This window comes from Desmonostoc vinosum (genome assembly GCF_059505385.1).
The window spans coordinates 78,076-102,471 of the sequence record NZ_JCACKM010000244.1 but is presented as its reverse complement, the minus strand read 5'-3'; the positions used below and the strand labels follow the sequence as shown (position 1 = coordinate 102,471).

The 24,396-nt window shown below is 41.7% G+C and carries 25 protein-coding genes and 1 tRNA gene; 8 read left to right on the top strand and 18 right to left on the bottom strand.

What is annotated here, in order from left to right:
• Positions 1-154: 154 nt before the first annotated feature.
• Together crcB and AC5JMF_RS27990 are read right to left on the bottom strand one after the other, a co-directional pair.
• The gene (gene crcB, locus AC5JMF_RS27995) at positions 155-568 is read right to left on the bottom strand and encodes a fluoride efflux transporter CrcB (RefSeq protein WP_495798976.1); all 414 of its coding nucleotides are present in this window, start codon (positions 566-568) and stop codon (positions 155-157) included.
• Positions 569-762: 194 nt separating this feature from the next.
• Complete coding sequence (locus AC5JMF_RS27990; RefSeq protein ID WP_495798975.1) at positions 763-1,017, bottom strand: DUF7219 family protein; 255 nt, start codon at positions 1,015-1,017, stop codon at positions 763-765.
• A 285-nt stretch (positions 1,018-1,302) separates the two neighbouring features.
• On the opposite strand from AC5JMF_RS27990, the gene AC5JMF_RS27985 reads away from it, so the two are divergent.
• Positions 1,303-1,695 carry a carboxymuconolactone decarboxylase family protein gene (locus AC5JMF_RS27985; protein ID WP_495798974.1) on the top strand — a complete coding sequence of 131 codons (393 nt, stop codon included), beginning with the start codon at positions 1,303-1,305 and terminating at the stop codon, positions 1,693-1,695.
• A 219-nt stretch (positions 1,696-1,914) separates the two neighbouring features.
• Positions 1,915-2,649 (top strand): THxN family PEP-CTERM protein, encoded by a 735-nt coding sequence (locus tag AC5JMF_RS27980; protein ID WP_495798973.1) that lies wholly within the window; start codon positions 1,915-1,917, stop codon positions 2,647-2,649.
• Positions 2,650-2,658: 9 nt separating this feature from the next.
• Here AC5JMF_RS27980 and AC5JMF_RS27975 read toward each other — a convergent pair whose 3' ends face one another.
• Together AC5JMF_RS27975 and AC5JMF_RS27970 are read right to left on the bottom strand one after the other, a co-directional pair.
• On the bottom strand, positions 2,659-3,210 hold the full coding sequence (locus tag AC5JMF_RS27975) for a thermonuclease family protein (RefSeq protein WP_495798972.1): 552 nt from the start codon (positions 3,208-3,210) through the stop codon (positions 2,659-2,661).
• A 259-nt stretch (positions 3,211-3,469) separates the two neighbouring features.
• Positions 3,470-3,838 carry a 2Fe-2S iron-sulfur cluster-binding protein gene (locus AC5JMF_RS27970; protein WP_495798971.1) on the bottom strand — a complete coding sequence of 123 codons (369 nt, stop codon included), beginning with the start codon at positions 3,836-3,838 and terminating at the stop codon, positions 3,470-3,472.
• A 99-nt stretch (positions 3,839-3,937) separates the two neighbouring features.
• Here AC5JMF_RS27970 and AC5JMF_RS27965 point away from each other — a divergent pair.
• Positions 3,938-4,024, top strand: a tRNA-Ser gene (locus AC5JMF_RS27965).
• A gap of 337 nt (positions 4,025-4,361) precedes the next feature.
• On the opposite strand, the gene AC5JMF_RS27960 is transcribed toward AC5JMF_RS27965, so the two are convergent.
• Positions 4,362-4,667: a small RNA NsiR4-regulated ssr1528 family protein gene (locus tag AC5JMF_RS27960; RefSeq protein WP_495798970.1), complete on the bottom strand. Its 306-nt coding sequence runs from the start codon at positions 4,665-4,667 to the stop codon at positions 4,362-4,364.
• A gap of 276 nt (positions 4,668-4,943) precedes the next feature.
• Between AC5JMF_RS27960 and AC5JMF_RS27955 the strand changes: the two genes are divergently transcribed.
• Complete coding sequence (locus tag AC5JMF_RS27955; protein ID WP_495798969.1) at positions 4,944-5,330, top strand: hypothetical protein; 387 nt, start codon at positions 4,944-4,946, stop codon at positions 5,328-5,330.
• Between the two features lie 45 nt (positions 5,331-5,375).
• On the opposite strand, the gene AC5JMF_RS27950 is transcribed toward AC5JMF_RS27955, so the two are convergent.
• Both AC5JMF_RS27950 and AC5JMF_RS27945 read right to left on the bottom strand, forming a co-directional pair.
• The gene (locus AC5JMF_RS27950) at positions 5,376-5,636 is read right to left on the bottom strand and encodes a hypothetical protein (protein ID WP_495798968.1); all 261 of its coding nucleotides are present in this window, start codon (positions 5,634-5,636) and stop codon (positions 5,376-5,378) included.
• On the bottom strand, positions 5,633-6,232 hold the full coding sequence (locus tag AC5JMF_RS27945; RefSeq protein ID WP_495798967.1) for a GNAT family N-acetyltransferase: 600 nt from the start codon (positions 6,230-6,232) through the stop codon (positions 5,633-5,635). Before AC5JMF_RS27945 ends, AC5JMF_RS27950 begins: the two co-directional genes overlap by 4 nt.
• A gap of 970 nt (positions 6,233-7,202) precedes the next feature.
• On the opposite strand from AC5JMF_RS27945, the gene AC5JMF_RS27940 reads away from it, so the two are divergent.
• Positions 7,203-10,043, top strand: a complete 2,841-nt coding sequence (locus AC5JMF_RS27940) for a zinc-dependent metalloprotease (RefSeq protein ID WP_495798966.1) — start codon at positions 7,203-7,205, stop codon at positions 10,041-10,043.
• A 61-nt stretch (positions 10,044-10,104) separates the two neighbouring features.
• Here AC5JMF_RS27940 and AC5JMF_RS27935 read toward each other — a convergent pair whose 3' ends face one another.
• The 9 genes from AC5JMF_RS27935 to AC5JMF_RS27895 form a co-directional block, all read right to left on the bottom strand.
• The gene (locus AC5JMF_RS27935; RefSeq protein ID WP_495798965.1) at positions 10,105-10,269 is read right to left on the bottom strand and encodes a hypothetical protein; all 165 of its coding nucleotides are present in this window, start codon (positions 10,267-10,269) and stop codon (positions 10,105-10,107) included.
• A gap of 90 nt (positions 10,270-10,359) precedes the next feature.
• Complete coding sequence (locus tag AC5JMF_RS27930; RefSeq protein ID WP_495798964.1) at positions 10,360-12,051, bottom strand: WD40 repeat domain-containing protein; 1,692 nt, start codon at positions 12,049-12,051, stop codon at positions 10,360-10,362.
• Positions 12,052-12,090: 39 nt separating this feature from the next.
• Positions 12,091-13,047, bottom strand: a complete 957-nt coding sequence (locus tag AC5JMF_RS27925) for a hypothetical protein (RefSeq protein WP_495798963.1) — start codon at positions 13,045-13,047, stop codon at positions 12,091-12,093.
• A 42-nt stretch (positions 13,048-13,089) separates the two neighbouring features.
• Positions 13,090-13,389, bottom strand: coding sequence for a hypothetical protein (locus AC5JMF_RS27920; protein ID WP_495798962.1), 300 nt, complete (start codon positions 13,387-13,389; stop codon positions 13,090-13,092).
• A 39-nt stretch (positions 13,390-13,428) separates the two neighbouring features.
• Positions 13,429-15,591: a peptidase domain-containing ABC transporter gene (locus AC5JMF_RS27915; protein ID WP_495798961.1), complete on the bottom strand. Its 2,163-nt coding sequence runs from the start codon at positions 15,589-15,591 to the stop codon at positions 13,429-13,431.
• 136 nt (positions 15,592-15,727) lie between these two features.
• The gene (locus AC5JMF_RS27910) at positions 15,728-17,188 is read right to left on the bottom strand and encodes a beta-barrel domain-containing protein (protein WP_495798960.1); all 1,461 of its coding nucleotides are present in this window, start codon (positions 17,186-17,188) and stop codon (positions 15,728-15,730) included.
• A 161-nt stretch (positions 17,189-17,349) separates the two neighbouring features.
• Positions 17,350-17,583 (bottom strand): CTB family bacteriocin, encoded by a 234-nt coding sequence (locus AC5JMF_RS27905; protein WP_495798959.1) that lies wholly within the window; start codon positions 17,581-17,583, stop codon positions 17,350-17,352.
• A gap of 95 nt (positions 17,584-17,678) precedes the next feature.
• Positions 17,679-17,912 carry a CTB family bacteriocin gene (locus AC5JMF_RS27900; RefSeq protein ID WP_495798958.1) on the bottom strand — a complete coding sequence of 78 codons (234 nt, stop codon included), beginning with the start codon at positions 17,910-17,912 and terminating at the stop codon, positions 17,679-17,681.
• 95 nt (positions 17,913-18,007) lie between these two features.
• Positions 18,008-18,241 (bottom strand): CTB family bacteriocin, encoded by a 234-nt coding sequence (locus tag AC5JMF_RS27895; RefSeq protein ID WP_495798958.1) that lies wholly within the window; start codon positions 18,239-18,241, stop codon positions 18,008-18,010.
• A gap of 75 nt (positions 18,242-18,316) precedes the next feature.
• Here AC5JMF_RS27895 and AC5JMF_RS27890 point away from each other — a divergent pair, with 75 nt between their 5' ends.
• Complete coding sequence (locus AC5JMF_RS27890) at positions 18,317-18,514, top strand: hypothetical protein (RefSeq protein ID WP_495798957.1); 198 nt, start codon at positions 18,317-18,319, stop codon at positions 18,512-18,514.
• Positions 18,515-18,714: 200 nt separating this feature from the next.
• Here the strand turns inward: AC5JMF_RS27890 and AC5JMF_RS27885 are convergent, their stop codons facing one another.
• Both AC5JMF_RS27885 and AC5JMF_RS27880 read right to left on the bottom strand, forming a co-directional pair.
• A complete protein-coding gene (locus AC5JMF_RS27885; protein WP_495798956.1) occupies positions 18,715-20,424 on the bottom strand; it encodes an NAD(P)H-quinone oxidoreductase subunit 4 in 1,710 nt (569 codons plus the stop codon).
• A 186-nt stretch (positions 20,425-20,610) separates the two neighbouring features.
• On the bottom strand, positions 20,611-21,342 hold the full coding sequence (locus AC5JMF_RS27880; protein ID WP_495798955.1) for a DUF1995 family protein: 732 nt from the start codon (positions 21,340-21,342) through the stop codon (positions 20,611-20,613).
• A 398-nt stretch (positions 21,343-21,740) separates the two neighbouring features.
• Between AC5JMF_RS27880 and AC5JMF_RS27875 the strand changes: the two genes are divergently transcribed.
• Positions 21,741-22,724 (top strand): ABC transporter substrate-binding protein, encoded by a 984-nt coding sequence (locus AC5JMF_RS27875; protein ID WP_495798954.1) that lies wholly within the window; start codon positions 21,741-21,743, stop codon positions 22,722-22,724.
• A gap of 10 nt (positions 22,725-22,734) precedes the next feature.
• Positions 22,735-24,369, top strand: a complete 1,635-nt coding sequence (locus AC5JMF_RS27870) for a sensor histidine kinase (RefSeq protein ID WP_495798953.1) — start codon at positions 22,735-22,737, stop codon at positions 24,367-24,369.
• Positions 24,370-24,396 lie beyond the last annotated feature (27 nt).

Below are 24,396 nucleotides of genomic sequence, written 5' to 3'. Positions count from 1 at the left end.
ACAGAGACGCAGAGAAGAGAACGCAAAGAAGGACTTTTGCAAGAGGTCTATTAATCATTGGTTATTTGTATTCACAAAGGAAAAGGACAAATGACAACGGACAACTAGATAAAGTAATTATACAATTTAGATATGAATTTCCTGGTTTGATTAATCATAATTTCTCTTTGATCCAAACAAATCCAGCTATAGCATTTCCTAATAGAAGGCTGAGCAGTCCTAGAACATAACTACTAAACCAGTAAACCAAACCAATTTCTAAACTATGTTGTCGGAATAATTTAGCAGCATCTAACTCATAAGTGGAAAAAGTAGTATAAGACCCTAAAAAACCTGTAGTGACTAGCAGCCGAATATCAGGATGAATTGTGATGAATCGTCTCAGTGCCAGCGTTGTAAAAAATCCCATAACAAAACATCCACTGACATTAATAATGAGTGTGCTGTAGGGGAACCCTGTGTCAAAAAGCCCAGCAAACCACAAACCAAAATAATAACGTGAGAGTGCCCCAGAAATTGCGCCAAGACTAATACCAATAGGAGTACGAATTGCAGGATTTTGTAACATGATCACATCGCTTCGCGTAATTCGTAATTACCATTTTTAAGGCATTAAATTAGGCTATTCAGTACATATTATGCTAAGTCCGCTATAAAAAATCCTAAAAAGCTTGCTATGTGTGGGAAGCTGGGCCGATTTTTTGATACTAATTTCTTCATATTGCCTTTTTCCTCTGTTCCCTGCCCAAACACTGGGTAAATTTAGTTATCTTCAGTGAAACCTATTCCTAGTTCCTGTTTGCTTTGTTTTAACTGTTTCCAGAGTAACTGTATACGGTTATAAGCTTCTTCAGGAGAGAGTTTACCACCAGTTTCTAAATTAGCTACGTAACTAACTTTTTGAGCAAATTCTTGGAGATTAGCATTAAACATTAAATTCTCTGGTCTGAATTTACCGTGATAGCGACTACGAGGATAAATAAAGCTATCTTTTTCTTCCCAATTAGTTAGTTTCATAGATTTGTCCTTCTACTTATGTAGAATTATCGTAATTACATTCAGAATTTATGCAATCCTAAATTAGGTGTAAACAGCAATTTCCCTGATTTTTAGAGAAAGCCGGAATCTTAGTCGCCTCTGTAAGCTAAAAAACATCTAAATTACATAATCAAATTAAATAAAACTCTTGTGGGGTGGGCATCTTGCCCGCCCTAATTATGCAAGTTATATGTGGAACAGCTTACTGGGTACAAATTAGAGTTTAAAATCTAAAGATTCCATGTTGAGTTTGGGTAAAGAGACTTGACTAAGCTTATCGAATATGCAGAAGCCTGTGAGGAAGTACGTGCAGTGTATGATGATATCCGCGCTACTCGCCAGACCGATTATATTAATAATTTTTGGAAAGCCATAGCTAGCCATCCCCCTACGCTCAAGCGGACTTGGCAAGCAGTTAAAGAAGTAATGACAAGCCCTGGTGAAATTGATCCATTGATGCGCGAACTGATTTACATTGCTGTGAGTGCAACCAATGGATGCAATTATTGTATTGCTTCGCACACAGCAGCAGCGCGTGCTAAGGGAATGGATGATACCATGTTTGGGGAACTACTGGCGATCGCTGCTACTGCCAATATGACCAACCGCTTAGCAAATGGCTATCAAATTCCAGTCGATGAGCAATTTAAAGTCTAGCAAAGTTGCACAACAGCACAGAAAACGGCAAGATCACGAAACCTTAAAACTACCTCTGTCAGCGATTAACAGACATACTCTTTTACAAAGTATTTTTACTTTCTTCATGAAGATTCCCTAAATTACCTGTGAAATTACAGGTAAAAAGAATTAATAAAGTTGAGATGTGGAATAGTATAATTACCAGTAAAATTATCTAAAAGCTTTCTTTAGGCTGAGATGAAGATTTTAAAGAAAACGTTATGTTTGGCTACAGCAACAGTATCTATTGCGACTTGTTCGGTTGTTGTGGGTAACGCAACGCCTGCTGTTGCCTTAGATCTAACTTTGAGTTCAGTGACCGGCAGTTGGACAAACCCTGTAGGCGGTGGTTCTACTGTCAGTGGTCTGAACACTAATGAAATTCGCTGGGGTGAGCCTTTTAGCAACAATCTCAAAAGTGGACTGAGATTTAATGGTACTGCACCACCAGCAATTCCAATCACCACAGAAACCAATTTTGTATTAGGTAGGCTAACTCATCTCAACTTTCCGATCATTCCACCAATTCTCACTGGTGCAGACTTAAATATCGCTCTCGATGTGGGAGAGACACAAACTTTTAAATACGCGTTTAACGTTAACGAAACTAGAAATCGCCCTACTTGTCCTAGCTTTCAGAAAAGCCGGACTCCTTGTGATGACCAGATTAACTTTACTTCTGCTTTAAACTCCAATACCTTCTCTGTTGAAGGTCAAGAGTATACTTTGCAGTTACTTGGGTTTAGCAGTACTGCTGATGGTTCTAATCCAGTTTCTGATTTTATTACTGAAGAGAGAAAAGCTTCTAGCGCCTTCTTGGTTGGTCGCATCACTGCTGTCAGAACTATCCCGGAACCAGCAACTGTAGTAGGTTTATCTCTGTTAGGGCTTTGCTTGTTTAATCGTCGTTGGCGATCGCCCAAGCAATTGTGATCCGATAATTCATCGATTCATGCGGCGAAACTCAGCAGGAGTTTGGCGCATTGGTTTGTCTCGGTTCCAAATTCCTTGCCCCATGAGTCTAGCCCATTGTTGAGCGCGTTCTAAGCGTTCGTCGTATTTATGGTTTGGCGATCGCCCCATAAACAATACGTTACCCTGTTTCACTAACTCTTCGTTCAGTAAAACTTGATCCTTCCACACATAAGCTAGAGTTCGCCCGATTTTATCTTTTGCCTCCACATCAAACTCTAGCGTTACAGGTTTTTCAAGACCGCCAATCAAATCTTCTAACTGTTTTTTTGCTGCTTCTCCCCAAGGGCGCTGTCGTAAATCTGGTGCATCAACCCCCACCAATCGCACTTGAGAGATTAAAGTCGGTTGTTCAGCCATACCTAAAACTTCCAAGCTTTGCCCACTCACCACCCGTGCCACTTTTACTTGGGCTTGATTGATAGCCAGTTGATTTTTGCTTTGACAACTCATTAGTAGCAAAACAGACATGAGGCAGATCAAGAAGATGAAGAGAGGCTTTTTTGGATTTTTAGTCGCCATATTTTAGAGTTTCTCATTCTAGTGAGGTCATGTAATTGAGATTAGGGGCTAGATTTATCTCATGTAATTGAGAATAGCTAATGAAAAGTAATGATTACCCAGTCCCCATTCCCCAGTCCCCAATCCCCAGTCCCGATTCCCCAGTCCCCATTCCCCATTCCCCAGTCCCCATTCCCCAGTCCCCAATCCCCAGTCCCCAGTCCCCATTCCCTAGCCCCCAGTCCCCAGTCCCCAGTCCCCAGTCCCCAGTCCCCAATCCCTAATCCTCATCTAACGGTAAACCCGCCCTAACTCTCCCCCTAGCAAAGTAACGCCCAAATTGAAGTTCGTAAACTTCATCTTCGTCTTGTGTTTCTACTTCCAAGTCAGAACGGGGGTAACTCACGCACAGCAAAGCATAACCTTGCCGCCGCAACTCCGGCGACAGTCCGATAGCTTCTGGCTGGTAAATTTCTCCCGACAACACCCTCACAGCACAAGTGGTACAAGCCCCATTACGGCAAGAAAATGGCAATTCCGTCCCTTGTTTTTCGGCAGTGTGCAGGATGTAACGGTCTTCTGGCACTTGCAGTGTGTGTATTTTACCAGTGACGCGATCGCGAACTCTAATTGTATGTGTACGGGGCATCTTGATCCGAGATTTTGTTTTTGAGATTTAATCTAAAATGTCTGCTTTTATCTTTGCATTTTTTGGGTTTTCATATTACAATCGTAAATCGTGACACCTGGAGAGGTGGCCGAGTGGTTGAAGGCGCAGCACTGGAAATGCTGTTTGGGGGCAACTTCAACGAGGGTTCGAATCCCTCCCTCTCCGTTTATCCTTGATTTATAAGCATTCTAACAACTGTGGTCATAATGCTATTGGTTGAATTGGTTGAAGTGATGGTTTAAGTGCATATTTATAAAATAAACTTATATCTTATCTCTCCAAAAATCTGTCCACTTTTTACCTGAATTTTTGGAACGCTATAACCTTTATTCCATAACCTTTATAAGGTCAATTTTTAGGTCAAATTTTGACCCTATCTGTACTCAGATGGGTGTTGGGTAGTTCACTGTCAGTATTTGAACGCAGCACCGCAGATTTTGACTGTGAGAGCTTTGTAAATTCAAAAAACGATGCGTAGGCTAGGCGTAGCCTACGCACAACATTATTTACCGCCGTAGAAAAAGGCGATTTCTTTTTCTTTGAGGGGTGCGAAGTCCGCGTCGGCTAGTAATTGATCGAGTTTTGCTTGGGGAATGTGTTTTGCACCAATGCGGACAATGCGCGATCGCATGGTATTCGACACACCGCTGCGCTGTCTATTTGCTTCCAATGCCATGACTTTGTGATATAATTCTAGCTTTGCAGGCGGAATTGGAGTACCATCAAAATCTATTCCGTGTGCAATCGCTGCATCAATAGCATCAGCACCTGTAGTCGTTGGATTCCCTGGGTTAGTTTCAGTGGGCATGGCGATTTTCTCAAGGCTACAGGTAGATTTTACCAGCCTTGCTGCTCAAAAAAGGACTAGATATTAGGGTTTAAACAAGAGTATGTCCAATCCTCGTCTTGTCTACAGCACATTAGTACCTAGCTCAACTAAATCACAGTTTTGTTTTTTGGTTCACTGGTATTTTTTGTTGCCAGAGCATTAATTATAATATTGCTAAACTGGGTGTGCATATCCACTTGTCAATTTTCGAGATTTGATTGCATTTCAAACCAAAGGTGAGCAATAGGTGATAGTATGTCTGGTGCCCAAACTCCTCAAAACAAAGACCGGAAGCTCGAAAAATCTCTGACCGACAAAATTATAGATGATTATCTAGAAAACACAGAAGGTTGGCTTAGAGCCATTTTGCGGATGTGTATCTTCTCGTTGGCTCACCTAGATGGACAACCAGTTTTCGTCATTGAGTGTCCAAATCAAGCAGTGGCCAAGCGGCTGAGTCGCAAAACCAACACCTTCCGAGGAATAGTATACTTTTTAACTGATAATTTTGATAGTAGCGATCGCACTTTGTTATGCTACCAAGAAACCAAAGATGGAACTTGGTGCTGTTTTGATACCAATACTAGATCTTGGAAAAAACTCAGTAATTTGCGATCGCGCACAGCATCAACGGATGGTTAACCTAACTATCCCAGAGTCAAAAGTCAAGATTTTGTTGACTTTTGACTAATATCTATCTTGACGTATGACCAAACCACCAACAAACGCCCCCAAAATGGTACCTGTCCACAAACCTGTTGTGCTACCTTGCCACATCGCCCCTGGTGTTACCCAGGCATTGCACATCTGTTTTAAACCCCAAGGCTGATTTTGACACCTTTGACTATGCAGCATGAGAGTAATTTGGCTACTAATATAAGCACCAAAAAATCCTGATGAGAGTGCTGAAAAGGTACAAATTAAAATTTGTTTTTTAGTTTTTGTCATTGGTCATTTCTTTGCGTCCCCGTGTCTTTGTGTCCTCGTGTCTCCACGTCTTTCCATTCTCCATTCCCTACAGATTCAAACAGTAGCAGGTCAATACCGTAATACTGTTTTGTGTGTCCGATAAGTTTCATACCTAATCTTTGAGTGACGCGGATTGAGGCATGATTTTCTGGCCTGACAACAGCGTAAATTATAGGCAATTTGAGGACATTAAAGCCGTAGTTGAGCATTCCCACTCCGGCCTCTGTGGCATACCCTTGACCCCAAGAAGCATGTCGCAAGTGCCAGCCGACTTCATAATCTTGAGTTGGGAGGCCATCTTTGTCGGGCAATTGTTTGAGAAGAATAGTTCCCACAATTGTGTTAGTGGCTTTTTCCACCATTGCCCAAGATCCAGTACCGTTATTGCGTCGGCGCGATCGCTCAAGATTATCAATCAAACGTTGGCGTTGTGACTCAATAGTAGCTACGGGAGAACCATTACCCAAAAAGTATGTAACTTTGGGGTCACTATAAATTTCAAACGTTTGCTCAGCATCGTGTTCGGGAATCCAATTGCGAATAATTAAGCGTTCGGTTTCAAAAAGGTGTGTCATTTTGCCTTTTACTTAACAAAGTCGCTTTTTGCAAGATGCTTTGAGAACCTTAAACTAAATTTATGGAAATATGACATCAGTAGTATATCGAAAGCTGCGAAGGGAATGAGGTTGCCTACAAAGTTTAAGGATATAATTATTTGACACTCCCTGCCCTGCAAGAGCGAGGGTTCTTCTCTCACAGAATCATGTCTAGACTGTTTCCAGCCCCCGACAGAACTTCTCTAGAAGCAATTTGAGACCCCACGGGCTGCCCGGCCGCAAGGATACCTCGATTAAGTATTACCTTCCCCATGTTTTAGCCTCAAATTTCATTCAAGAGTGTGCAGTTTTCATAATAGCAAGCTTGTAAAAGTTATTGGCTCAAGCAAGCTCGAAAAGGGGAGAGAGCTTTACTTTTTCCCTCAACTCCAAGTTTTACTTCTACATAGCCGTAAGTATGCACCTATCGGCGTAGGTGAATCTACAACAGCTTGGTTTTTGCAATTTATTCATGAATATCTAACTGAGCCGCTTGACTGGTGATGCAGACTTTGGTGGTGACTGGAATTTAGAGAAAAAGACGGGCACTATCGAAGTATACGAGAGCAATTGCAAACTGTTTAATTGATAAGCCGCTTTTCTTAGTGCCATTCGGCCTTGTTGATAGCGCTGAAATTATCTAGCTGAGAGTGACAAACGAGAAACTGCTAGCTAATAACTGACACAAAATGTAATACAAAATACATTTTTCGCACATTTTTTGATTTTTACTATAAGATATCGTTAACAAAAACATGTACCTTTGGTTAAAAAAAATATCTATCTGAAGACAGAAAAATTTCCTAAATCCATCGAAAAATACACTTTTAATAGGCTATTGGCGCTGTTTTCCCTAGTCAGAAACAAGAAATTGCCTGATTAGTGCTTTTGAAACGCCTGTACAAACATTGCAGACAAGCATTCAGCCATATTTTTTCTCGACACCACGATGAAAAACTGGATCACGAAGTTAATAATTTGTATAGTATTTTTGTATATTTTATTATCAGTAAATAGTTGCTTAGCTGCTGACCAGCTTACAGATATTTATCAGCAGCAATTAAATACACTGCCTGTAGTTGAAAATTTAGCGATCGCCGACGATAGTTTCGCAGACAATAAAAGAGAAGATTGGCGGCGATTTCGTTACATACTCAACCGGACGGATGAGCTAGCGGGGTTGTTCACGCTGCATCACAATCATGATTCTGGTCAAATTTATTTGGAACTAGAGCCAGAACAACTAAATAAAAATTATCTGGCGACGGTGACATTAGAATCGGGTATTGGGGAAAGTGGGATTTATAGCGGATTACCTCTTGCTGATTTTTTATTTTACTTCCAGCGAGTAAATAATAATTTGCATTTTGTGATTCGGAATGTTAAATTTCGTACAGAAATCAGTAAACCAGAACAGCGATCGCTTGCTCGTTCGTTTAGCGATTCAGTCCTTTATTCACTGGCAATAGATAGTATTGATCCGCGTAGTAAAAATATTTTGCTTAACCTGGATGAGTTGCTAATGCAAGACCTTCCGGGCTTAACTCCTCTATTAAAATATTATTTACAAGCTGATTATCGTCTGGAAATCAGTAAGTCATATTTTGGTGATGTTACTAGTCTCCCAGAAAACTTAGAAATTGATGCAATTTACGGTTTTTCATCAACAGAAGGAGCAGATTTAATCACCCTGCCTGATAGTAGGGCACTCTCCTTAAAAGTACACTATAGTTTTTCTCAACTGAGAGAAAACAACGGTTATATTCCCAGACTTGCTGATGACAGAGTAGGATATTTTATTACTGCTTTCCAAGATTTATCTGCTCATAACGCTTCAGAACCATTTGTGCGTTACATCAATCGTTGGCATCTGGAACCATCCAATCCTCACGCACCTTTATCGCCACCCAAAAAGCCAATTGTCTATTGGATTGAAAACGCTGTACCCTTCGAGTATCGGGACGCAATTCGAGAAGGTGTTTTGATGTGGAATCAAGCGTTTGCTAAAGCTGGATTTCAAAATGCCATTGAGGTGCGGCAAATGCCAGATGATGCTGATTGGCAACCGGCGGATGTGCGCTACAATACCATCCGCTGGTTCAATTCTCTAGATGCTGGTTTTGCCAGAGGGCCGATGCGCGTCAACCCGTTCACCGGGGAAATATTGGATGCAGATATTATCGTGGATGCCAATATGGTGCGTTCAATTCAACAGGGATATCGCACTTATGTAAAAACGCGGGGATGGGGGGATGGGGAGACGCGGGGACGCGGGGATGGAAAGAGGTGGGGTTCACCGTATCCTTGGCAAGATGCAGATTTGTCAGAACAAGCAGCTATGGGGACGTTGGCGTTATCACTTTTGCAAAACGTGACACCAAATAGTACAACGATGAGAGAATATGTACATCAATATTTGCGTTCTTTGATTGCTCATGAAGTTGGACATACGCTTGGTTTACGCCACAACTTTCATGGCAGTACTATGTTAGCGCCTCAAGAATTAAATAATACTGAAATTACTCGCACTAAAGGTTTAACGGGTTCGGTGATGGACTATTTACCCGTGAACATAGCGCCACAAGGAGTGCAGCAAGGTGAATACTTTCCAAGTGTTGTTGGGCCATACGATGAATGGGCAATTGAGTATGGTTATAGAAGAAATCCCAATACAACACTTGCGGCAATTATCCCAGAAGCAGAAAGGGGTTTTTTAGAGCAGATAGCTTTGGCATCACCCCAACCAGAATTATCTTACGCCACCGATGAAGATATCTGGGACATCAATCCTCTGGCCAATGTCTGGGACATGAGTAGTGATGTGTTACTTTATTCGCAGTGGCAAATGGATAATGCCCGGATGATGTGGCAACGCCTCGATCAGCGTTATCTTTCACAAGGAGAAAGTTACAGCCATCTACGTGTCTTATTTAATAAAGTACTCAAATACTATTTTCGGAATGCCGCCTTACTTGCTAAGTATATCGGTGGACAATCGTTTCGCCGTCTCCATGTTAGCCAAGCACAGACTGGAAACTGGCAAGAATTAAGTAAGGTACAAAATTCACTCAATGATTCTTTCCCAGTACCCAGTCCCCATGCCCCTAATCCCCACTGGGCTTCGCCCCGCTTCGCTAACTTGGGGGCCCCGAGTTCCCCAGTCCCTAACGACACTTCCTGGACGTTTGTACCAGTTTCACTGGGAGAACAACGTCAGGCATTGACAAAGCTGCAAGAATATGTATTTGCTGATGAGGCTTTTAGTTTTTCACCACAGTTACTCAATCAATTGGCACCGTCACGTTGGCAACATTGGGGAAGTGATGTACTCAATAGCCGCCTTGATTATCCCATTCATGAGAGTATTCTGTATTTCCAGAGTACAGTACTACGATCGCTCTTGGATAGCGATCGCCTCAATCGATTACGCGATATCGAATTTAAAACCCCACCTGGACAAGCGCTTTCTCTACCAGAACTGTTTGATACCCTCCAAGGGGGCATTTGGACAGAAGTTTTAGCTCCAGAATCAGCTAAGTCACTTTCTAGCATTCGCCGTGCATTACAACGGGAATATTTGAATATTCTGCTAGAAATGGTTTTGGGTCATACTGATGTACCTGAAGATGGACGCACACTAGCTTGGTATGAATTACGCCAACTGCAAAAAGCTATTGACCTCAAGCTCAAACAACTTGGTGAAAACCTTGATGTTTATACACTAGCCCATTTAGAAGTGTCTAGCGATCGCATTACCAAAGCATTAAATGCACAGTTACTCTCTAAGTAGCCATTAACCTATAGCTTAACCGTTTGCTCAAGGAGATGGGGCTTTCAACTCGCAAGAAACATCAATAGACTTCTTGCAAAAATACTTGAACCGTCAGAGACTCAAGTCTCTGCCTAATAGCAAAAGTCCGTTGAAACGGACTAAAAATACTGTTATTAGTCGGTTTCAACCGACTTGAGTTATCAGCCAGAAAATTTATTTTCTGGCGAGTATCCGACTTTTGCAAGAGGTCTAATAAACAACTGAGAAAAAAGATTCCAGCATTACTATTCGCGATTTGCAATTCCCTTGTGAACCAAATTCTCTGTCGGATTCTTTATGGTTGCAAAGTTTTATCGAAATATGACCAAATTCGGACTGTCTTGTCTTTACTACCACTGGCGAGAATTTGTTTGCCAGGGCTGGTAGCGATCGCCAACACCCAATCGCTATGATTAGTAAGATTACGAAGCAATTTACCTGTCTGTAAACTCCATATCTTAATACTATTGTCAGTGCTGCCGCTGGCAATGGTTTGATCATCAGGGCTGAAAGTGACGGCGATAACTCGTGAGGTATGTCCAATTAGTGTGTGCAAAAGTTTGCCTGTTGATAAATCCCATATCTTTATGGTTTGATCCCAACTTCCACTAGCAAGTATTTTGCCATCGTGACTAAATACTACAGTTCTAACGGCATCATCATGTTGGGCGATTGTGCGGAGAAGTTTACCTGTCTGCAAACTCCATATTTTGATAGTTTTGTCAATACCTCCAGTGGCAAAAGTTTCTCCATCTGGGCTGATAGCGACAGAGAACACCCGACGTTTATGTCCTGCAATTGTGCGGAGAAGTTCGCCTGTAGGTAAGTTCCACATTTTGATGCTACCATCTTCACCACCAGTGATTAGCATCTGTCCATCAGGGCTGATGGCAACTGACCAAACAGAACTAGAAGTATCGGTGAGTGTCCTAATCAACTCGAAGGTTTGGAAATTCCAAATTTTAATAGTTTTATCTCCACCGCCACTGACAAGAGTTTGACCATCTGAACTGAGAGCGATCGCTCGTACAGTATCGGTATGTCCTGCCAATGTGGATATAATCTTTCCAGTATCGGTATTCCAAACCTTGATTGTTTGATCTGCACTACCACTAATCAAAGTCTTACCGTCGTTAGCTGGAACCACACACCAGACTGCATCTGCATGTCCTACTAAAGTTTTTTGTAGAGCTAAGGTAGGATTTTTAGTTGAGATAGAATCTGGAGCTTGTTGAACAATATCAGCAAAAGGTGTGACTCGTAAAAAATAGTAGCCGCTAAATATCAAGCATAGTAGCAGAATTCCGCTTGCAACTATCCCTACCATCCAAGTTAAGCGTCCAGAATCAGTCAACACAGCCTCTTGGCTACCCCTGCCTTCAACATGATCTAAAATCATCTGAGTCAGAGGTAATGTTTGTGTAGGCGATCGCAATTTTTGCTTGTGGTCGAAGGTATAATTTGGAATTATTTCCTCGTCAGCAGCAACAAATAAATCAAGTAACTTCCCTTGCTGAAGAGTAATTTGGCTTTGCTCACGCAAATTTATCGGAATTTCAACTCCGGTACGGGTGGGTTGATAATTCCACAACTCTGAGGTGGCTAAGCTTTCTAGAGAAGTTGGCAGATTTTGCCTATTGATTAATGCTATTGGGCCTTTGTGTAGCCAAATCCAAATATTTTCCAGTTGGGTAGGCTGTAGTGAACCTGCTAGATAGTAACTGATAAAGTATGGTACATCGCTGCGACCAAAATCATCTAGTCCATCGTTATACAACCAGCCAAATAGATTATGTTCTGGGGTGATTTGATATAAGTAGGCAGCATGGTATGTAGAACTTGGTGGATTGTAGGCATCCCAGTACTGATAGACTATTTGTTGCAAAAAGGCTTGTTGAATTTCTGGGGGAACTTCTTTACTGGCAAGGGTTGTAAATCCGATGGTGGTAAAGCTGGTGTGTATAAGTTGACCTAAAAGTTGAGACATTGATCATGGTTTTATCTCACGCAAAGACGCAAAAAAGTACTAAGGACGATCAACATTGCTTTGTTGGGTGGGGTTTTGGGGTTGTTCGGGGATAAGGGTAGATGCACCAAAGGCAAAGAATAGAGAGGCGATCGCTCCTAACATGCCTATACTTGTTAAGGAAAGAATTAAAATATATCTGCGAACTGTTGGTGGTAACATTTGACCAATAAATAAATTTTGGCTGAATCCGCTGGCCAAATCTTGTCGTGAGGGAAAATGGCGGGAGTGATTTAACTGTGCTAATAGCCAAAGGAGGGGTGCTGCTGCACCTCTGGCGTTGAAGCTAGCGACACCTTCTAGAGAAACAATTGGGATAGCAGAATAAAACTTTTGATGCTGGGCTTTGACTGCATCCAGGCGGGTAAGCAATGGTTGCAGTTTCTCTTCAATTTGCAACAGTGTGATAGGACTGAGTTCGAGTAGGTCGCACTTGGTTAAAATTAATGCAAAAGCATATTTTAGATCATGCTGGGAAACTAGAGATGCGATCGCCACTACCTGATTGTAAATATCCTCAACAAAGAGCGAATAATCTTTGTCTTGTACAAAAGCATTAGCATTGAGAAATACACAGCAACCATTAGAAGCAAGTACCATTTCTTGAAAATCAGGATTACGAATATTACACGACTCACCAGGAATATCCCACCAACGGAAACGACATACAGTTTTCACTCCCCACAAACTTTGACGTTTCAAACTAAAATCAAAACTGGTAATTTTAATTGTTGCAGGTGGATATAAACCAGTACGAGCAACATGATTTTTAATCTTTTCAATATTTGCTTGTACCTCACTATCTTGACAATCAAACCATAAATTTTGTGGATTTTGGGCTTGGCTATCAGGATGCAATTCAGCATAACTACCAGCCAAAAAAACCGTCTTACCCACACCGCGTTGACCAATACTCAACAAACTAAATATTTTCTGATGACTAGATAATAAACTCATAAAACTCCCTTGGCGCTCTCTGCATTTTGGCGGTTAGTTTATTCAAAACATACCTTGAAACAAATTCAAAATCATCGAAAATGGATTGCGATTTCGCCGCTTACCTCTACCAAAACTAAACGAAGCAAATGCTAGAGTAGTTTGCCGAAAACTATATCCGGTTCTCGCTAAAAAAGAAGCATTTAAACTTCCACCTTGTCCAGAAATTTGAGATTGATTTTCGGCAAAAGTATCGATCGCTGTTTGTTGAAATATGAAAAAGCCCAGCCCACCTGTGAGGTTTTCTTGTTCTTTTTCGGATAAATCTGTTAGTAATTCGGATGGTTTGAGTGGTTCAGACATATATTCATTAGAGATTTGTAATTACGAATTACGAATTAGTTAGATGAATTTGAGGTGTTCTCCTGGGGTGGAACGTAAATCTTTGAGAGTTCCTTGGGTGATGACTTGGCCTCTATCTAGCAGTACTACCCAATCTGAACGGTTGATGACGCTGGTACGGTGGGTGATCATGATGGTGGTTTTGCCTTTGCGGGATGCTAGGAGTCGATCTAAAACTTGGGCTTCGCTAACTGGGTCGAGTCCGGCGGTGGATTCGTCTAAGATGAGGATGGGGGGATCGGTGATGATTCCTCTAGCTATTGCCAGTCTTTGGCGTTGTCCACCGGAAATGTTGGCACCGAATTCTCCTAAGACTGTTTGGTATTTGGATGGCAGTTGACTGATGAAGTCGTCTGCATCTGCAATCTGGCAGGCTTTGACGATTTGCTCGAAGGAGATGTAAGGTGTACCCAAGCGGAAGTTTTCGATGATTGAACGACTCCAAAAGTGCGGTTCTTGCGGGACGTAGACTACTTGTTGTCGTAGGCAATCGAGAGAAAGGTCTTCTAAGTTAAAGTAGCCGATGCGGATGTTGCCGGAGTGGAGCTGATAAAATCCAGCTAGGAGTTTGGCTAGGGTACTTTTACCACAGCCTGATTTACCAATTAAAGCGATCGCATTCCCACCAGGTAGAGTTAAGGAAAGGTTTTGCATTAACTCGACTCTGCCAGCATGATAAAAGTTGAGTCGGGTGCAAATGATGTCTGCGTCAGCGGGAATTTGGGCAAAGGGTTTTTGAGTATTGGTGGTGACTTCTGGTGTGGCGTCGATGACTTCTACTAGGCGCGTGATGGCGATTTGAGTGCGAAAATATTCATCTACTAAGCTAACTAAGGAACTAACTAAGGCCAGAACATTACCCTGCATTCCATTAAAAGCTAGCAATTGACCAATGCTCAATTCTTTGTCAATTACTAGGAGGCTGCCCATTCCTAGTAAGGCGATCGCACCAATACTACTTACAAGTTGTGAGAAAATATTATTCAAAATGCCAATTTGCACGGTACTAAAGGTCAGATTAGCAACGCGACTAAAACGGAGTTGAAATTCTTCCCAAAATTGCGACGCGGCATTAGTAGCTTTAATTACTAATGCGCCTTTGAAGGTTTCCACCAAAACCCCTTGATTTTCTGACGATAACACCAAAAGATTGCGGGTTTTTTGCCGCAAAATTGGTAACATCGGCACTGCTGATACGGTCATCAACCCACCTACCAACATTGATGCTAAAGTCAACTTCCAGCTATAGAACACCATGAAGCTAAAGGAAACTACAGCTACAAAAAACTGGCTGGGTAGGAGCGCTACAATTTGCGAGACTAGCTGGTTAATTTCATTGATATCTCGCAATCGACTAACAATTTCACCACTGCGACGGGTTTCGTAATAAGTCAGAGGTAAGTGTAAAAGTTTACGCCCAAATTCGAGGATTAACCCCAACTGTAACCGTTGGCTAAAGTGAGAAATCATCGTGGATTGCAAAAGTTGCAAGCTACCGCTAAATATACTCATCACCACAACAGCAACCACCAAAACAGCTAGTAGTTGCGTATCTTGACGCACTAGTACATCATCAGTGAGGAGTTGTAGCAAAAAAGGGCTAGACAGAGAAAGTAAGCCCAAGACAATATTGATGACCAAAACCCCAAAAAGTAAGGAACGGTAAGGCCAAACGCGTTGTAAAAAGCGTCCGAAGCCATCCGTTGATTTAACACCTTGCTCTTGCAATGAATACTCTGGATCTGGTTCCAGCAAGAGCATGATACCATTCCAATCTGTAAGTAACTCTTGGCGTTTGAGATAACGAATACCTACAGCCGGGTCGGCAATTACGTACTTTCCCCCACGCTTACCGTATAAAACAACCCAGTGATAGCCCTTCCAATGAATTACCCCTGGTAGAGGAACTTCTTGAATCCGGTCTAAAATTTCTCCAGAAGCTTTCACAGAACGGGTATTAAAGCCCAAACTTTCAAACCCCCGTCTTAAACCTAGTAGAGTAGTTCCTAACTGTCCAGTTCCGACAACTTCTCGACTACGAGTAATACTTAAAAAGCGTCCATAGTATTTGCAAATCGCAGCTAAACAAGCAGCTCCACAGTCTTCTTCACTTGACTGTAAAACACACTGGTATTTGTTTTGGTGTTTGAGCAGTGGAATCATGGGAGTGGGGAGTGGGGAGTAGGGAGTAGGGAATGGGCTTCTCCTGTCGGAGACGCTTCGCGTAGCTTGCTTCCCGTAGGGTACGACTTCGCTCAGCCCACGGGGAATTGGGAATTTACAAATAACTAATGACTAACTACAAATTCGCCACTAATCTCGTTTTCCGAAGGATGAATTTTAGTACTGTTTCTTCGCGGGAAATAATGTCTGCTTTGCCTTCCATTCCTGGTTTTAATGGACACTGGCGTTTGCTGTCACCGACAAATAAACTCTGGGGTTGGATGGTGACTTCGTAGGCGGCTGTCGCGGGTGCGGTGGTGCCATTGTTGACTGTGGGTAAGGCATCTGCAGCTACGGTTTTGACTGTGCCTTTGAGTGTGCCAAAGTCTGGATAAGGACAAGCTGAAACTTGCATCTGGACTTTTTGCTCTGGTTTGACTTTATCAATGTCAACCGCCGCCACTTGTGCTTTGATTAGTAAAGGCCCATTCATGGGTGTGATAGAAGCTATTGACTCGCCAACTCGCACTACCTGATTTTGGTTACGAAGATTTAATTGCAGTACTGTACCAGAAATGGGGGCACGAATTATACTTTGACTGAGGTCGGTGATTACTTGTTGTAGTTCTTGACGATTGCGATCGCTTTGTTTTTGCAATTCTAAACGTTGTTGTAGTAATGTCTGGAGTTCTTTGTTTAAAGCGGCTAAGCTAGCCTCACCCTTGGCTTTCTCTTGTTTAATTCGTTCAGATGCCACTGTGACAGCCGCGTCACTAGGATTTATCGCTGCTCTAGCTTTGTCTAAATTAACTTGGGCAACTTGAACCGCTTGCTCTTTTTCCTCCAGTAAATTTTTCGCCCCAGCTTTGGCTTGTTCTAGCCTTGCCTCGGCTGCTGTAACTGCTTGTTCTTTTTCTTCGAGTAGAGTACGAGGAATAGCCCCTGATTGTATAATTGGCTGCAAACGTTCTTTTTGGGTCTTGGCTAGCTTTAAGGCTGCTTCCGCTTCTTGCACAGTTGCAGTGATTAGTTTTTCTTGCTTTAATCGGTCTCGTTGTGCTATTGCTACGTTTAAGGCTGTTTGAGCTTGGGTGATGTCAGCTTGCACTAGAACTTGCTGATCTGTATAGTTGCGTTGAGTACCGCCGAGTTCTGCTTGTGCAGCCACTATAGTGCGGTTAATTAAGCTTGTTTCAGCTGCTATTTGGGTTTCGAGATTTTTGATTTGAGCATCAATTTGCTGTAGTTGTAATTGATTTTGTTGAATAGTGCTTTGTAGTTGACTCTTTTGAGTCTGGAGGCGAGAATCATCAATGCGAGCGATCGCATCACCTTCTTTAACTACCTGATTCTCTTCAGCTTGAATCTGTTTAACAGTTCCTTCAATAGCAGCTTGTACTAAACGCAGTTCTCCCGCCGGACGGATAGTTGCAGGCACTTTAATAGTGACGTTGTACTTCAAAACTGTTGTCAGTGCCACCCCTATTCCGAAAACGCTAACAATAAACACCCCGCCAATAATTGCCCAAGGACTAATTCGAGGGAGAAACTCATTACTATTAAGTACCCTTAATTGATCTGGTTGAGGAGTATCCATAATTCGTAATTCGTAATTGGGAATGGGGAATGGGGAATGGGGAATGGGGAATGGGGAATGGGCCCCACAAAGTGGGGATTAGGAGAATGGGGAATTGTCATTTGTTATTGGTTATTCCCCGCGTCTCCGCGTCTCCCTCATCCCCCTCATCCCTGCTTGAGTTAGATTTTGAGCTTGAAGTCTTTTAAAGCGTCGGTAAATGTTTTCTCAGCAGTCACGAGTTGTATAACTTCGCTACCGCCCTTACCAGACCTGGTTGTGGTGGCAAAACCTAGTGATTCTTGGGAGAAAGAAGTCGCAATTAAATCTTTAAAGTCGATACCGCCAGAAACGATTTCTTCTTGCTCGTTAGATAAATCGATGAACAATTCAGATTGCATAGTTAAGTGTGACATTTTGAACCTCTTTGATATGTGTATGGTGTGATTTGGTGAATTGAAGAACGCAAAAAGAACGACTTTTGCAAGAAGTCTATTGATCCCTACTTGAGTTAGATTTTGAGCATGAAATCTTTTAAAGCATCGGTATATGACTTCTCAGCAGTCACGAGTTGCATAACTTCGCTACCGCCCTTACCAGACCTGGTTGTGGTGGCAAAACCTAGTGATTCTTGGGAGAAAGAAGTCGCAATTAAATCTTTAAAGTCGATACCGCCAGAAACGATTTCTTCTTGCTCGTTAGATAAATCGATGAACAATTCAGATTGCATAGTTAAGTGTGACATTTTGAACCTCTTTGATATGTGTATGGTGTGATTTGGTGAATTGAAGAACGCAAAAAGAACGACTTTTGCAAGAAGTCTATTGATCCCTACTTGAGTTAGATTTTGAGCATGAAATCTTTTAAAGCATCGGTATATGACTTCTCAGCAGTCACGAGTTGCATAACTTCGCTACCGCCCTTACCAGACCTGGTTGTGGTGGCAAAACCTAGTGATTCTTGGGAGAAAGAAGTCGCAATTAAATCTTTAAAGTCGATACCGCCAGAAACGATTTCTTCTTGCTCGTTAGATAAGTCGATGAACAATTCAGATTGCATAGTTAAGTGTGACATTTTTGATTGCTTGTGCGTGTAATTGTTGCTAGTTGTTGTATAATGAAAACACATTACTGTTTTTGTAAATGTGTCTTGGCTCATCACCTTCAACTGTTTGTAGTTTGCACTGCATATTTGCTCATTTTCCACGCCAAAGACTATCCAGTTGTTGCTCAGTTTTTGTTCAATTTTTTCGGGACTGTCCAAAAAGCTCAGATTTATGACGATCATGCGATCGCACTGAGTACAAAAATCTTGCTATCAATACAAATTACAGAATCACAGTGCTGAGTGCTGAGTTCTATCATTCTTTTGCCTGGTTTTCTGCTAAGGATAAGTTTTTAAATAATTCGTAATTAAGTTTTGTAATGGGGATTGAGCGCAAAGTCACCAGGGGGAAACCTGCGAGCTGACGGAAGTTGTTCATGAGGGTTTCCCCCATGAACAACTGCCTCAACTTTATATTAAAAACCTACACCTGCATCCTGCCTTCAAATCGATGGGATATTTATTGATTTGAAAGTCCTTGATTGTATGGTAGCTATATCAGCCGCTACTTTGGGAGTCGAGAAGCCACCAGCATAGATGCGGGGGTTGGTTTGTGAAATCACAAGATATGAGTTACGAACTTGAGTATTCACCGCCACAGTTTTGACATCGTATATCTGCATAGCCATTCTGGGGTAGAATCCAATGCCAATAATCAAGATGAGAAAACAGGCAGCTATGAACACCTCACGCGGTCTGGCATCGTCATAAACTGATTGAGAGGGTAGGAGGCAATCTGTGCCAAAACAAACTGTGCCTTCGTCTTCTTGATTTTCTGAGCCTGCATTGTTGATGTTGCAGGTGAGTACTTTACCAGAACCGTAAAATACTTGTCTCAACATCGAAAGCAAATAAATTGGTGTGAGAATGACTCCCACTGCGGCGAGGAAAACGGTAACTGTACAAAATGTGGAACTATAAATGTCGCTGGTTGTGATTCCCAAGAAAACCGAGAGTTCACCCACAAAACCGCTCATCCCAGGCAGGGCTAAGGATGCCATTGCACTAATGGTAAACAAAGTAAATACTCTCGGCATTGCCTGACCAATACCTCCCATATCTGCCATCACCATTGTATGAGTGCGATCGTAAGTCACACCTGCTAAGAAGAATAGCACTGAGGCAATCAAACCGTGGGAAATCATCTGCAACATTGCACCGTTGATTCCCAAATCTGTGAAGGACGCAATACCTAGCAGCACAAATCCCATATGGGAAATTGAAGAATATGCTAGACGACGCTTCATGTTGGTCTGAGCAAAGGAATTTAATGCACCATAAATAATGTTGACAACCCCCAAAACAGCTATCACTGGTGCAAAGTAAACGTGTGCATCGGAGAGTAACTCTAGATTGAGGCGAATTAGTCCGTATCCACCCATCTTGAGTAGCACACCCGCCAGTACCATTGATACGGGAGAAGAAGCCTCGCCATGAGCATCAGGTAGCCAAGTATGCAAGGGAAAAACAGCAAGCTTGACACCAAAGGCTATCAATAATCCTGCATATAGCAGTAGTTCTAGCCCTATTGGGTAATCTTTCATCCCTAACGCAGCTATATCAAAAGTAACAGCGCCACCACCGTATAATCCCATCGCCAGTGCTGCTATCAATATGAAGATGGAAGCTGCCGCTGTATATAGGATGAATTTGGTAGCTGCGTAACGCCGCTTTTGTCCGCCCCAAATGCAAACTAATAAATATACGGGAATCAGTTCGACTTCCCACATGATGAAGAATAACAGCAAGTCTTGGGCAACGAAGACTCCAATCTGCGCTGAATACAGCACTAACATCAGAAAATAGAATAAGCGGGGTCTACGATCAACTTGCCACGCCGAAAACATGGAAAGAGTTGTTACTAATCCTGCCAGAAGTACCAAAGGAACTGAGATTCCATCTACTGAAACTGCCCAGCTGAAACCCAATTGAGGTATCCAAGCATAATTCTCTACTAGTTGAAAAGTTGCATTGCTGGCATCGTAATGCTGCCAAAAAACGTAGCACATTAATGCAAAGTCTGCGATACCTACACCCAAAGCATACCAACGCACGAGCTTGCCTTCCTTATCAGGCAGCACGGGAATGAGGAAAGATGCAACTAATGGGAGCAGAACGATCGCGGTTAACCAAGGAAATTGATCCGCTATCATGCTCTTAGGAAAAAATACTTATTTGTGGAATGATGTCATTCTACTAAACTTCGTAACGTTTTATTAATAAGTCTTTTCTCGGATATGCATAGATAGGTATAGAGATTGCTCTTTTTCTACACCCAGTAATCTCAGATGCTCAAACGAGGTAGCAGATCATAAAATACCCCACTACCTCTGTTTTTTCTAACTACTCAACGCCTTTAAAAATCGTTGTAAGCTCTTAAATACATTGGGTTTTTTCGCGGGTACAGCATTTGTTGCTTGCGGCTGTCCTTGCATCAAAATCAAATCTAAGTCATCACCTGATGGTTTTTTGGGTAATTCAGCAATTTTTTGATATTCACCATTGGTTTCTACCCAAACTTCCCATTGTCCTGGGTAGCAGCGAAATACAGCAGTCTCATCATCTACAGGACGCAAATAATAACAGGATTCAATGATATTGAGGAAACGTTGGCGGGTTTGTCTGGCTGCATAACCAATGCCCACAATCCCGGAATCTTCCAGACGAGGATTTAAAATGATCACAGGGCGATCGCCTATTTCTTGACATAGCTTTTCTAGTTGTGGTAATTCTACGGAAGTCGGGGCTACAAACAAGAAAATTTCATCCTCTGGTTGGATTTTTGACTGTAGAGAGGCAGCTCTTGCAGTACCAATATCCAAAATTTTAAACGGTGCATCCACCCAATCACGACGGGCAAGGGCAGCAGCACCAGCATCAGCGAAGAATACCTTCAAGCGGGAATCATATTCAGCAAATAGCGGCAGAAATTGTTCCGCCACAGGCAGAGGTTTAAGTTCTGGAAACAGGAACTCAACCTGTAAGCGAGTACAACCATCTGCCAAGGCTGCTTGACAAGCTGTGCGAGATTGGACTATTGCGTCTTCAAGAGTATTAGGAAGTTCAGTCATAAATTATATGTAGCTCTAGCGTCTACTTTTATTGTTTCAGCATTAGCTCTGATCCAATACTTTTTGAGTTTTTACCCTAGATCCTCTCTTTCCCCTAAGAACGAAAAATCTTGAGGCGTCTTCATAAAATCAACCGAAAATAAAGGCGTTGCTGAATCATAGGATGAAATCTGATGGATGGAAATCTCAAACTCTTTATTCTCTCTGCGCCTCTGCGCCTCTGCGTGTTAGCGTAGCGGGGCGTAGCCCGATAAATCATCCCGCAATTATGCAACGCCAAAATAAATTTATTTTTCAGTAGGAGCGATCGCACACATCTATCCTATCTGGTCAACTGTGTGTTTGCGATTATTCTGATCCAATTTGGGAAGACTAAATCAAGCTTTTTTTTGGATTCGATGAAAAAATTGAGTACAATACTGAGATTTTGGGCATTAGCGATCGCAACCACCCTTGGCTGTTTTATTTTCGCTGCTTGTACCAACGCACCATTAGCGACTTTACGCATTGGCACAGATGTTTGGCTAGGCTTTGAGCCTTTATATCTCGCGCGAGATTTGGGTTACTTCGAGCAACAACCAGTGCAACTGGTGGAGTATTCTGCTGCTGCGGAAGCGGATCGGGCTTTTCGTAATGGTTCAGTTAACCTAATCACCACGACCATTGATACAACTCTAACTTTTGCAGAATCTAATTCTAATTTACGAGCAATCATGGCACTTGATATGTCTAACGGTGGTGATGTCATGCTTGCTCAACCAGAAATCAAAACTCTCTCAGAACTCAAAGGACGCAAAATTGGCATGGAAACCTCCACCTTTGGCTTGTTAGTACTAACCCATGCCTTAGAAAAAGCTGGTTTATCTCAAAAAGATATAGAACTGGTGAATACAGAATTTAAACAGCAGGAAAAGGCATTCCAACAAAAGAAAATAGATGCTTTAGTCACCTACGAACCCACTCGTTCTAAACTGCTATCAACTGGAGCTAAACTGATGTTTGATAGTAGTCAAATTCCTGGGGAGATTGTAGATTTAATTGTTGGTGATGCCAAACTGTTAGAAACCCATAAAAAGCAGCTAGCAATTTTAGCAAAAGCCTGGTTTCGAGCTACTGAGTATATACAGAAAAACCCTGATGATGCTGCCAAACGCATGATCCAACGTCAAGGAATCAGCACTGAAGAATTAGCTAAATCTCTCAAAGGTATTCGCTTCTTTACTTTAGAAGAAAATAAAAAATTTTTAAGTAAAACCGATCCTACTTTAGAGAAAGGAGCTAAACGTTTATCGCAATTTTTACTCACTCATAAACTTTTAAAACAAACAGTTAATCTAGACTCATTATTTACTGATCAGCTTGTCAAAGATATCAATATGTAAGTAGTTAAAAATGAAAAACTTCCCATTCCCGCTGAAATTTTCGATTCCAGTAATTCTACTAGCTGCTGGTGGAGTGCTAAGTTTAATTTCATTTCAAACAGAAATTTATTTATCTGACCGACGTATTGAGAAAAATGCAATCAATGAGTTAGCATTTTCAGGTAGTCAAACGGCTGGCTTGATAGAATATCTTTATCGAGAACAAGCTGGTAATGGTATTGATGTAATCGTCGATCACATTGGCACAGCACCGAACATCAAATTAGTGGTTGTTGCCAATGACAAAGGGCAAGTAATTGCTGCTACTAGGTTTGGCCTACTCGGCAAAACTATCACACAAACACCATTCACAGAAAATCAACAGACCATCAAAGATGTACAAAAAACTTTGAAGGGAAGAAATTTAATTGCTAGCGATCGCACCCATATTATCGCAATTTACCCTGTAGGATTGAAATTTCTTTCTGGACAGTCACTTCCCAATCAAGTTGCAGTTTTGCTGATTGACTACGATTTGACAGCCGCTAAAACCGAAGGTATTCAAGATGCTCAAAGTCGCTCACTAATTTACATTATCGGGCTAGCAATTTTATGCTTATTGCTGTGGTTATTTTTTAACCACATTGTCACGCAACGAGTTACTCAATTGGTGGTTGCGAGCGATGAGTTTGCTCAGGGGAAATTACAAGCACGGGCAAATTTGCAAGGTTCTGATGAACTCGCTCAAGTTGCTTATGCTTTTAATGAGATGGCAACTAAAATCCAATATAGTATTGAAACTATTCATCGTACTCAAGCACAACTAATTCAATCAGAAAAAATGTCGAGCTTGGGACAAATGGTGGCAGGTATTGCCCATGAAATTAACAACCCAAATAACTTTATTCACGCCAATCTCCCCCATGTCGAAGAATACACTCAGAGAATGTTAGATTTGTTAGAATTTTATCAAATTGAACTGCCTCAACCTTCAGAGCAACTTCAAGATTACTTGCAGGATTTGGATTTAGAGTTTGTCCAAGAAGATTTACCGCGAATTTTAGCTTCTATGCGTTCTGGTACACAACGAATTCGTGCTATTGTACTATCTTTGCGTAACTTTTCTCGTTTAGATGAATCAGATTTAAAAACCGTAAATTTACATGAAGGTCTTGATAGCACATTACTAATTTTGGAAAGTCGCTTCAAGGCTACTGCTGAACGTCCAGAGATTACTTTGATTAAAGAATATGACGAAAATTTGCCAACAGTAGAATGTTATGCTGGGGAATTAAATCAGGTATTTTTAAATATTATTAGCAATGCGATCGATGTTTTGCATCACAGTAACAGTAAAATTCTCATTCAAACAAAAACAATTAATCATCAGTTAGTGGAAATTGACATTATTGATAATGGTGTGGGAATGAATGAAGATGTGTGTTCGCGTATTTTTGATCCCTTTTTCACAACTAAACCTGTAGGGAAAGGAACAGGACTAGGTTTATCTATCAGCTATCAAATTGTAGTAGATAGGCATAACGGTAAAATATGGTGTGATTCTACACCCGGACAAGGAACAAAGTTTGCGATCAAAATTCCAACTCGTCAGATTTTATCTGCTGAAAACTCAAACGATAAACGGCAAGTTTTGGCGTCTAAATAAAAGAGGATTATGTTGCAAATTTTCTTT